The sequence below is a fragment of the Alkalibacillus haloalkaliphilus genome, assembly GCF_007991275.1.
GTDB lineage: Bacteria > Bacillota > Bacilli > Bacillales > Alkalibacillaceae > Alkalibacillus > Alkalibacillus haloalkaliphilus.
Window position 1 is genome coordinate 516,468 of sequence record NZ_BJYA01000001.1, and the last position, 11,277, is coordinate 527,744.

11 protein-coding genes are annotated in these 11,277 nt (G+C 38.6%); all 11 read left to right on the top strand.

What is annotated here, in order from left to right; translation table 11 throughout:
* Positions 1-17: 17 nt before the first annotated feature.
* The 11 genes from AHA02nite_RS02600 to lysS all read left to right on the top strand — a co-directional run bounded on the left by AHA02nite_RS02600 (position 18) and on the right by lysS (position 10,982).
* Positions 18-767, top strand: a complete 750-nt coding sequence (locus tag AHA02nite_RS02600; protein ID WP_146814054.1) for a vWA domain-containing protein — start codon at positions 18-20, stop codon at positions 765-767.
* Complete coding sequence (locus AHA02nite_RS02605; RefSeq protein WP_170235948.1) at positions 733-1,671, top strand: serine/threonine protein kinase; 939 nt, start codon at positions 733-735, stop codon at positions 1,669-1,671. The genes AHA02nite_RS02600 and AHA02nite_RS02605 overlap by 35 nt, the downstream gene beginning before the upstream one ends.
* A gap of 81 nt (positions 1,672-1,752) precedes the next feature.
* Positions 1,753-3,117: a tRNA lysidine(34) synthetase TilS gene (gene tilS / locus AHA02nite_RS02610; protein ID WP_146814058.1), complete on the top strand. Its 1,365-nt coding sequence runs from the start codon at positions 1,753-1,755 to the stop codon at positions 3,115-3,117.
* Between the two features lie 11 nt (positions 3,118-3,128).
* Positions 3,129-3,665 (top strand): hypoxanthine phosphoribosyltransferase, encoded by a 537-nt coding sequence (hpt, locus tag AHA02nite_RS02615; protein ID WP_146814059.1) that lies wholly within the window; start codon positions 3,129-3,131, stop codon positions 3,663-3,665.
* Positions 3,666-3,771: 106 nt separating this feature from the next.
* Positions 3,772-5,799, top strand: a complete 2,028-nt coding sequence (gene ftsH, locus AHA02nite_RS02620) for an ATP-dependent zinc metalloprotease FtsH (RefSeq protein ID WP_146814061.1) — start codon at positions 3,772-3,774, stop codon at positions 5,797-5,799.
* A gap of 165 nt (positions 5,800-5,964) precedes the next feature.
* A complete protein-coding gene (locus AHA02nite_RS02625; protein WP_146814063.1) occupies positions 5,965-6,750 on the top strand; it encodes a type III pantothenate kinase in 786 nt (261 codons plus the stop codon).
* Positions 6,743-7,612, top strand: a complete 870-nt coding sequence (gene hslO, locus AHA02nite_RS02630; protein WP_146814065.1) for an Hsp33 family molecular chaperone HslO — start codon at positions 6,743-6,745, stop codon at positions 7,610-7,612. The genes AHA02nite_RS02625 and hslO overlap by 8 nt, the downstream gene beginning before the upstream one ends.
* Positions 7,613-7,638: 26 nt before the next feature.
* Complete coding sequence (gene folP, locus AHA02nite_RS02635) at positions 7,639-8,460, top strand: dihydropteroate synthase (RefSeq protein WP_146814067.1); 822 nt, start codon at positions 7,639-7,641, stop codon at positions 8,458-8,460.
* Complete coding sequence (gene folB, locus AHA02nite_RS02640) at positions 8,453-8,824, top strand: dihydroneopterin aldolase (protein WP_146814069.1); 372 nt, start codon at positions 8,453-8,455, stop codon at positions 8,822-8,824. Before folP ends, folB begins: the two co-directional genes overlap by 8 nt.
* The gene (gene folK, locus AHA02nite_RS02645) at positions 8,814-9,308 is read left to right on the top strand and encodes a 2-amino-4-hydroxy-6-hydroxymethyldihydropteridine diphosphokinase (protein WP_146814072.1); all 495 of its coding nucleotides are present in this window, start codon (positions 8,814-8,816) and stop codon (positions 9,306-9,308) included. The genes folB and folK overlap by 11 nt, the downstream gene beginning before the upstream one ends.
* A 207-nt stretch (positions 9,309-9,515) precedes the next feature.
* Positions 9,516-10,982 (top strand): lysine--tRNA ligase, encoded by a 1,467-nt coding sequence (lysS, locus tag AHA02nite_RS02650; protein WP_174758176.1) that lies wholly within the window; start codon positions 9,516-9,518, stop codon positions 10,980-10,982.
* Positions 10,983-11,277 lie beyond the last annotated feature (295 nt).

Sequence of the window (11,277 nt, forward strand, 5' to 3'; positions counted from 1 at the left end):
AAAGAGGAGGCGTTTGTATGAATAAGGGTACGGTTAGTCAAATTCTATTAATCACAGACGGGTGTTCAAACCAAGGTGAAGACCCGGTATCTGTTAGTCAGCAAATTGCACAAGAGGGAATTACCGTCAATGTCATAGGTGTACTAGAAGATGATCAAACAGAAGATCCAACTGGTTTGCAAGAAGTTAATGATATTGCAGAAGCAGGTGGTGGCATTAGTCGCATTGTATATGCTGATGATTTATCTGAAACAGTTCAAATGGTAACAAAGCAAGCCATGAACCAAACGATTCAAGGGTATGTTAACAAAGAGCTACAACAGATTTTTGGCAAAGAAGCAGATGAAGCATCTTTACCTCCAGAAACGAGAGGTGAAGTACAAGAAGTAATGGAAGAGTTAGGCGAAACATGTGACTTAAAAGTCCTTGTATTAGTAGATACGAGTGCAAGTATGCAAAATAAGATGTCCTCTGTTAAAGAATCATTAGATGACTTGATTTTAAGCTTGGATGCTCGTGCTGGTTCACATTACTTCTCGATCTACCAATTCCCAACGAGAAAGAAGGTCGTAAAAGAATTACTAGATTGGACAAATGATGGGAACCGTTTGGCTAAAGTTTTTCCTAAGTTTGCCGTTGGTGGTATTACTCCAACGGGTGCAGCATTAAAAGAAGCGGCTAAAGCTTTCCATATTAGTATGGGCGATGAAGTTATGAGAGGAGCGGCATATGATGTCGTCGATTCATCCTACCGTCAATCTTTATAAAGGTGATCGCATTCAAGGCGTATGGAATCACAAGCAGTATCGAATAGAACGCCTGCTAGGTGAAGGAGCTAGAGGATCAACTTATTTAGCTTCTATTAATCAAAACTTAGTGGCTTTGAAAATTAGTAAAGACCCAGCAGTTATTACAGCAGAATCCAATGTATTAAGGAAATTTAGAAAGGCCCAGGGCGTGAAGCTTGGGCCTTCTTTATTAGATGTAGATGACGGTTATATAAGGCAAGGTGAGAAGTACAGCTTTTACGTTATGGAATATGTTCAAGGACGTACACTTAGTGAACACTTCTCTTCTATAGGATTAAAGCGGTTAGGTCAAATTACTTCGGAGTTACTAAAAGCATTGCATCAACTACATTTGCTTGGGTTTGTATTTGGTGATTTGAAACCCGACAATATTATAATTGAGCAACAAACTAAACAAGTTAGATTAGTTGATGTCGGTGGTGTGACACAAGTAGGTAGAGGGATTAGAGAGTATACGACTTTTTATGACCGGGGTTATTGGCGTTTAGGTAGTCGAAAGGCAGACCCTCAATATGATCTTTTTTCCTTAGCGATTTGTATGATTCAAGCTGACCCTTCAAATCGTTTAAAAGTAGCGAGTCAGAATCGAGACGTGCTAAAAGTGTTAGCTGCTAGTCAAATGGTTACACCGTTTCAATCTGTGATCAAGAAAGCCCTGTTAGGTAAACATGCAAACGCCTTAGCGATGAAGCGAGAAATCGACTATGCAACGAAACGGTTACCAGTAGCTGCTAAAGCGCAAAACAACAAGAGTTCGCATAGAAAGAAAAAAGGGGAAATAGACCGCGCTGAAGTTCTGAGCATTACATCGCTTGTCGGGATCCATTTATCTGTTCTTTATTTTATCTTGCAAGCATTATAGCTCTGTTGATTGAATAGAGTGTTGTCATAATGGTACGATAAACAAGTAATCAAATTGTAGGTAAAAGGCGGCCTTAGTTACATGAAAGAAGATGTTCTAACCTTTAATGAACAATATAATTTATTCAATCAAGGTGACCATTTGTTTTTAGCTGTCTCAGGTGGTATTGACTCGATGGCGATGCTACATTTTTTTGCAGAAATTAATAAACAGTGGGATTTGAACTTAACTACATTAACAGTCGATCACCAACTACGCCACGGCGAGTCAGAAGCGGATGCTCAGTTTGTGAAAGAACAGTCGGAAGCGCTAGGAATACCGTGTGAAGTAATTAGCGTTGATGTAAAACGTTATCAAAAGAAGTATCAAGTTGGAGTTCAAGAAGCGGCTAGAGAATTAAGATATGATGCTTTTAAGAAATACGTAGGCGTTCGCGGAAAACTCGTTTTAGCTCACCATGGTGATGACCAAGTTGAAACGATGTATATGCAATTGACTAAAGGTTTAGTGCCGACTGGAATGAAAGCATCACGCTCTTTATATTCGATGAACGTGATCAGACCTTTTTTAAATGTAGCTAAAACCGACTTAACAACGTATATGTCTGATCAAAGATTACCGCATAGAGAAGATCCAACAAATCAAGACGATCAATATACTCGTAATCGGTTCAGAAATCACTTATTACCATTTATCAAACAAGAAAATAAGAATATACATAAAAGTGTTAGGCGTGTACATGAACAGTTAAGTGAAGATGAGGCGTTGTTAACCCAATTGGCTGAAAGAGAAATGGGATTGTTCAGCCAATTTTGTGAACAAAAAGTGACCTTTTCAATTAAATCTTTTGTGAGCTTGCCTCAACCTTTACAAAGAAGAGGCTTTCATCTAATATTAAACTATCTTAGTGTAAACACTGATAGGAATCAAGGTTTTTACCCTTCCTTTATAGATTGGCTAACATCTAACCAACCAAACAGCACATGGTCTCCAAACGAGCAATGGCGTGCAATTAAGTCATATGATGAATGCACGATAACAGTAGAAAGTGATAAGGCTTTAGAGCCGTATAACATTGAACTGAATCTAGGTGGAAAGGCTACATTACCTAATGGGTGGACATTATCTGTTGAATTATACGATGATGCACAGCAAGTTGATTTAAACCGTCAACTCTTGATAAATGTAGACGAGTCAGACTTACCACTAATGATTAGATCGAGGATGCCTGGAGATCGAGTAAAACCTTTAGGATTAAAAGGAAGTAAAAAGGTAAAAGATATATTTATTGATGAAAAAATCCCGAAAGTGAAAAGGGATTCTTGGCCTATAGTCGAAAGTAAACAAGGGGAAATCATTTGGGTTCCTTTTATAGTGAAGAGTGAATTTGTCAGTCGCACTGGCGCTTTGAAATTAAAACTGACCATAGAAGGTGAACAGGATTAGGGGGATTCATAGTGCATAACGAAATTAAAGAAGTTCTAATTTCTGAAGAAGAAATTCAGAAAAAAGCTGAAGAACTTGGGGCTCAGATCACGAGAGAGTTTAATGGAAAGTTCCCGCTTGCTGTCGGTGTTCTAAAAGGTGCTATGCCATTTATGAACGATTTGCTAAAGCGAGTTGAAACGCATGTTGAGATTGATTTTATGGATGTCTCTAGCTATGGTGGCGGTATGGAGTCATCAGGCGAAGTAAGAATTGTAAAAGACCTTGATACACAAGTTAAAGGGCGCGACTTATTAGTTATTGAAGATATTATCGACAGTGGTTTGACGTTAAGTTACTTAGTTGATTTATTTAAGTATCGTCAAGCGAAGTCCATTACGATTGTTACGCTTTTAGACAAGCCTTCAGGTCGTAAAGGTGATATCTTTGCTGATATTGTAGGTTTTGAAGTGCCAGACGCTTTTGTTGTTGGTTACGGTTTGGATTTTGAAGAAAGGTATCGTAACCTGCCTTATATTGGTGTTTTAAAAGAAGAAATATATTCGTAAGTCATTAATATAAATAGCTAGTAGGATTTACATAGCTATTGTTTGAGTCATGGAAAAAATTTGTGATAGTATTAGTTTAGTTTTGTCGCTTAGGAGGAGGTAAGAGATGAATCGGGTTTTCCGAAATACCATATTTTACTTAATAATTTTTCTAGTTGTCATCGCTATTATTGGTATGTTAAACGATCCAAGTCCAGAAACAGAGGAGCTCAATTATAATGAATTTCAAGAAGCCCTTGAGACTGGTCAAATAGAAGAGATGACATTACAGTACACGAATTTTGCGTATGATGTTCGTGGGGAATATAGATCGCCTGAAACGAATCAATTAGAAACGTTCAGAGCAGAAATTCCATCAACTGAAGATACAGTGAATAACGTGATGGACCTTGCAACAGAGCAAGGGTTAGTTAGTGTAGAAGCTGCGGAAGAGCCAAGTGCTTGGGCTCGTTTCTTCACAACTTTAATTCCATTTTTAATTATTTTCATCTTATTCTTCTTCTTACTTAGCCAAATGCAAGGCGGCGGTGGCCGTATGATGAACTTTGGTAAGAGTAAGGCGAAGATGTATACTGAAGATAAGAAGAAGACGAAGTTTGACGAAGTAGCAGGTGCTGATGAAGAGAAGCAAGAGTTAGTCGAGGTTGTAGAATTCTTGAAAGACCCTAGGAAGTTCTCTGAATTAGGTGCTCGTATTCCGAAAGGTGTATTATTAGTTGGACCTCCGGGTACTGGTAAGACCTTACTTGCTAAAGCGGTAGCTGGTGAAGCGGGAGTACCATTCTTCTCTATTAGTGGTTCTGACTTCGTAGAAATGTTCGTTGGTGTTGGTGCTTCACGTGTACGTGACTTATTCGAAAATGCGAAGAAGAACGCACCTTGTATTATATTTATTGATGAAATCGACGCAGTCGGTCGTCAACGTGGTGCTGGTGTAGGTGGCGGTCACGATGAGCGTGAACAAACATTAAACCAGTTGCTAGTTGAGATGGATGGTTTCGGCGTTAACGAAGGAATCATTATGATGGCAGCGACAAACCGTCCTGACATTTTAGACCCTGCATTACTACGCCCTGGACGTTTTGACCGTCAGATCCCGGTCAACACACCAGATGTTAAAGGTCGTCAAGAAGTGTTACAAGTACACGCTAGAAACAAGCCACTAGGTGAATCAGTAGATGTTAAAGCAATTGCATTAAGAACACCTGGTTTCTCTGGTGCAGACTTAGAAAACTTACTAAACGAAGCAGCATTAGTTGCTGCACGTGCGAATGCGAAAAAGATTGAAATGGAACACGTAGATGAAGCGATCGATCGTGTCATTGCTGGTCCTGCTAAGAAGAGCCGTGTTATTTCCGAGAAGGAGAAAAACATTGTGGCTTACCACGAGAGTGGACACACTGTTATTGGTATGGTGTTAGATGAAGCTGATATGGTTCACAAAGTAACCATCGTACCAAGAGGTCAAGCTGGTGGTTATGCCGTGATGCTACCTAAAGAAGACCGTTACTTCCAGACGAAGCCAGAGTTGCTTGATAAGATTACAGGCCTCTTAGGTGGACGTGTGGCAGAAGAGATTATTTTCGGTGAAGCAAGTACAGGTGCACACAACGACTTCCAACGTGCAACAGGTATTGCGCGTAAAATGGTAACGGAGTTTGGAATGAGTGATAAACTTGGACCGATACAGTTTGGTAACACTGGTGGTCAAGTGTTCTTAGGTAAAGATATCCAAAATGAACCGAATTATAGTGATCAAATTGCTTATGTAATTGACCAAGAGGTTCAAAGTATTATTAAATCTTGCTATGCACGTGCGAAAGAAATCTTAACAGAAAATCAAGAACAGTTAGAGTTAATCGCGAAGACGTTACTAGAAGTAGAAACGTTAGACGCGCGTCAAATTAAAGGTCTATTTGAAGATGGTGTACTTCCGGAGCCTGAAGAAGATGATGTAGATGAAAATCCAAGTCAATCTGCTTCAGAAGAGGAGACGGAAAGTGCAACAGAAACAGATCAAGAAAATACTGATTCTGATGTAAAAGTTAATATTCAATCACAAGAAGAGCAAGAGACGAATAACGACGAAACATCTGAAGAAAATAAAGAAGATGAAGACCGTCGTAAAGAGTAATTAATGTCACCAAGAACTACCTCCTAACATTAGGGGGTAGTTTTTTATGTCTAGGTGTAGTAGGTTAAGCGACATTTTTAATATTTTTTATGATATGATTTACGGTGAGTAAATTTTACGTTTAAATTTAAAATAAGATAAAGGTTAAAGAAATGGTGTGAACTTATGATCTTTGTACTTGATGTGGGGAATACAAATACAGTTCTGGGCGTCTTTGATGAAGGAGAATTAACTTATCAGTGGCGCGTAGCAACCGATCGATATAAAACAGAAGACGAGTATGCAATGGAAGTTAAAGCTTTATTACAACATCATGGTTTATCGTTTAATGATTTTCATGCTGCTATTATTTCATCTGTTGTACCACCAATTATGTTTGCGCTAGAGAAAATGTGTGAACGTTACTTTAATTTAAAGCCAATGGTCGTAGGTGCAGGGAATGTGGATGCAAGTTTAAAAATGGTCTACCCTAACCCTAAAGAAATAGGGGCTGACAGGATCGTTAACGCAGTTGGTGCAATCAAAGAGTATGGTGCTCCGTTAGTCATTATCGACTTTGGTACAGCGACGACATATTGTTATGTTAATGAACATGGTGAATATGTTGGAGGTGCGATTGCTCCTGGTATTAACATTTCGACTGAGGCATTGTATTCAAAAGCAGCTAAGTTACCGAGAATTGAAATAACAAGACCAGAACAAGTAGTAGGGACTTCGACCGTTGAAGCAATGCAGTCAGGGATTTTCTTCGGTTATGTTGGGCAAGTCGATGAAGTAGTTAAACGTTTTAAAGGACAAGCCAATGAAACCCCAACTGTAGTAGCAACAGGTGGTCTATCTAAACTAATTGGCAAAGGGTCCCAAACAATTGATTATGTTGATACTGAATTAACTTTAAAAGGTTTATATGAAATTTATCGAGCAAATAAGGAAGGTGACAACAATGAGTGACTACTTAATTAAAGCAACAGCATTTGATGGACAAGTACGCGCGTATGCGATTGAATCGACTGATCTTGTGAATGAGGCATGCGAAAGACATGACACTTGGCCGACCGCATCAGCTGCATTAGGTCGTACGATTACGATCACAGCTATGATGGGTGCGATGTTAAAAGGTGAAGATAAGTTAACAGTTAAAGTCGAAGGCGATGGTCCTATTGGTGCCATTGTTGCAGACGGGAATTCTAAAGGTGAAGTGAGAGGTTATATTAAAAATCCGCATGTTGATTTTGATTCTAACACTCATGGTAAATTAGATGTTCGTCGTGCTGTCGGTACAAATGGTTCAGTTAGTGTTGTAAAAGATTTAGGGCTAAAAAACAATTTCACAGGTCAAGTTCCGATTGTGTCAGGAGAAATTAGTGAAGATTTTACTTATTACTTTGTTACATCAGAACAAATACCATCTGCTGTTGGAGCAGGAGTATTAGTTGATACGGATTACTCAATATTAGCTGCAGGCGGCTTTATTATTCAGATGATGCCTGGGGCAACTGACGAAACGATTTCATTAATAGAAGAACGAATTGGACAAGTGCCCGCAATCTCCACATTAATTCAAGAAGGTAAATCACCAGAAGATATTTTAGAGATTTTCTTTGAAGGGCAGAACTGGCATATTATTGACCGTCAAGAAACTACGTTTAAATGTTTCTGTTCAAAAGAACGTACTGAAGACGCGATTGCTTCACTTGGTAACGAAGAAATAGATGAAATGATTAATGAAGATGGTGGCGCTGAAGCAACTTGCCATTTTTGTAACCAAGTGTATACACTGACAGTAGAAGAGTTAGAACGTTTAAAAAGTTAGACCGACCTAATGAAGGAGGCATCCTAATGCAAACGAAGACTAAACTCAATACGCTTCAAAAAACAGCAGTAATGGGAATCTTGAACGTAACACCTGATTCATTTTCGGATGGTGGTCAGTTCAATGAAGAAAGTGCTGCTATAAAACAAGCTCAAATGATGGTCGAAAACGGAGCTGACATCATTGATATAGGTGGCGAATCAACACGTCCAGGTCACACGCCAATAAGTGTTAGTGAGGAAATTGATCGCGTCGTTCCAACGATCAGTGCTATACAAAGTCAAATTGACACGCCGATTTCCATTGATACTTACAAAGCGAAAACAGCTGATGCAGCGCTTAAAGCAGGGGCTTCCATTATTAATGACGTATGGGGAGCCAAACACGACCCGGAAATTGGAGCTGTTGCAAAAGAGACAGATGCTCCAATTATATTAATGCACAACCAAGAAGAGCCAAAATATGATGACTTAATTGAAGATATGAAATCATCATTGTATGAATCGATTAATTTAGTGAAGACATACGGCGTACGAGATGAGCAAATTGTTTTAGACCCTGGTGTTGGGTTTGGTAAAACTCATGAACAAAACTTGCTTGTTATGCGTCGTCTAAATGAACTGAAATCATTAGGTTTTCCAATCTTACTAGGTACATCAAGAAAGTCTATCGTAGGAAAAGAGCTTGACTTACCAGTTGAAGAAAGACTAGAAGGAACGATCGCAACAATTTGCCAAGGTATAGCTCAAGGTGTAGATGTCGTTCGAGTTCATGATGTTAAAGAAGTAACAAGAGCAACGAAAATGATGGATGCGATGGTTGGTAAAGGTGGGTTTAACGTTGGATAAAATTTTGCTTAATGGACTTATGTTTTACGGTTACCACGGTTTATTTCCAGAAGAAAATAAGTTAGGTCAACGGTTTACGGTCGACTTAGAATTAAAGTGTGACTTAAGTAAAGCTGGTCATTCGGATCAAATGAACGACAGTATTGATTATGGAGAAGTTTATGAAGTAGCCAGAACTGTTGTAGAAGGTAAAGCGAAAAATTTAATCGAAGCAGTTGCTGAAGACTTAGCTAAACGCATGTTTGAATCCTTTTCTTCATTAGAGGCTATTACAGTCAAAATTGATAAACCCGGACCACCAATTCCAGGTTACTATCAATCAGCATCAGTTGTGATTGAACGGGAGCGTCACCATGCAATTTAAAGTATATATTGCTTTAGGTTCAAATATTGAACCTCGCGAACAGTATTTAAACAAAGCGATTGAAACTCTTGATAGTTTGAATGAACTGAACATAATTGATACGTCACCTGTTTACCAAACGAAGCCGGTTGGTTATACTAAACAAGGCCAGTTTTTAAATATGGTAGTTTTAGCTGAAACCGATCTGTCACCTGAACAATTGTTAAAAAAAACACAATCAGTTGAGAAAGAGTTAGGAAGAGAACGTGACATTAGGTTTGGGCCAAGAACGATTGACCTAGACATATTGATGTTCGGTGATCAAACGATACAGTTAGATCATTTAACGGTTCCACACCCAAGGATGGTTGAACGTGCATTTGTGTTAGTCCCATTAAAAGACTTAAACCCACAGTTGCATATTGAAGGTACATCCGTACAAACATATATCGAACGCTTAGATCAGACTGAAATTGAAGGTGTGGAATTATATAAAAAGGGTTAACGATTGGTGGTATCCCTAGTCGTTCTAGAAATTAAATCCTTGAACAATTATTAAGTAGGTGCGGTTACGACCGTATAAATTAAGCATATGAGAGGCAACTGCTAAGCGAAGTGGTTGCAACGTAGTCTCATACTGATACTATTAAGGAAGAATATACAGTTTGAATAAATAGAGGTGAATATTGTGTCTGAAGAAATAAATGACCAAATGCAAACCCGTATAGAAAAGTTAAAAGTATTACAGGAGTCCGGCGTTAATCCCTTTGGCGATAAATTTGAACGTACTCACTTAGCTCAAGACCTTAAAGGAGACTTCGATCAGTTTTCTAAAGAAGAGCTAGGGGAAAAAGAAGACGAAACTTCTGTAACGATTGCTGGGCGTATTATGACAAAGCGCGGTAAAGGTAAAGCTGGCTTTGCTCATATTCAAGATCTATCGGGACAAATTCAAATTTACGTTCGTAAAGACCGTGTAGGCGAAGATGCCTACGAAGTTTTTCAATCAGCAGACTTAGGTGACATCGTCGGTATATCAGGTGTAATGTTTAAAACAAACGTTGGCGAATTATCTGTTAAAGCTGATTCGTTTGAGTTCTTAACCAAATCTTTAAGACCTTTACCTGAGAAGTTCCACGGTCTAAAAGATGTTGAACAACGTTACCGTCAACGTTATTTAGATTTAATTACGAACTTAGACAGCCGAGATACTTTTGTTTTGCGTAGTAAAATCTTACAATCCATGCGTCGTTACTTAGATGACCGTGGCTTCTTAGAAGTAGAAACACCAATGATGCATTCAATTCCAGGTGGCGCATCAGCACGCCCATTTGAAACGCATCATAATGCTTTAGATATTCAACTATATATGCGAATTGCAATTGAGTTACACTTAAAGCGTCTAATTGTCGGCGGTATGGAGAAAGTTTATGAGATAGGACGCGTATTCCGTAACGAAGGTGTATCGACTCGCCACAACCCAGAGTTTACGATGATTGAGTTGTATGAGGCTTACGCAGATTATCATGACATTATGGACCTAACAGAGAACTTAATTGCTCACATTGCAAATGAAGTGTTAGGAACAACATCTGTTGATTATGGAGAAGAGACTGTTAATCTAGCACCTAATTGGAAGAGATGGCACATGGCTGACGCTGTAAAAGAATATACAGGTGTAGACTTCTGGCAAGAGATGTCTGATGAACAAGCACACCAGTTAGCTAAAGATCACGGCGTTGAAGTAGATTCTAATATGACGTTTGGTCATGTTTTAAATGAGTTCTTTGAACAAAAAGTAGAAGAACATTTAGTACAACCTACATTCATCTATGGTCACCCAGTTGAGATTTCACCTTTAGCTAAGAAGAATGAGGAAGACGGACGTTTTACAGATCGTTTTGAACTATTCATTGTTGGACGAGAGCATGCTAATGCATTCTCTGAGTTAAATGACCCTATTGATCAACGACAGCGCTTTGAAGCACAAGTTAAAGAACGCGATGCCGGAAATGATGAAGCACACTTAATGGATGAAGATTTCTTAGAGTCATTAGAATATGGAATGCCTCCAACAGGTGGTTTAGGAATTGGAATTGATCGCTTAGTTATGTTATTAACGAATTCACCATCGATTCGCGATGTCTTACTGTTCCCGCAGATGAGAAATCGTTCATAAAATATGTATAGAGTAATAGGCTACTTGTTAACACTAAAAGCGGTGTTAGCAGGTAGCTTTTTTCTTTGTGTTGTTGTGTTAGAAAACGGTGAGTAATAGAAGGTATTTTTCAGAATAAATTAACTTCATTAAAACTATTGCCTTTCTCTTTCATGCATGATAAATTATTAAATGTCGCATTGAGAGACAGCTCATGACGACAAGTTAGCTGAAATAGTTAACAAAAAAACAGTTTAAAAGTTGTTGACTTACCTATCATTTTTTGATATATTTAAAGGGTCGCTTTTTGAACGGT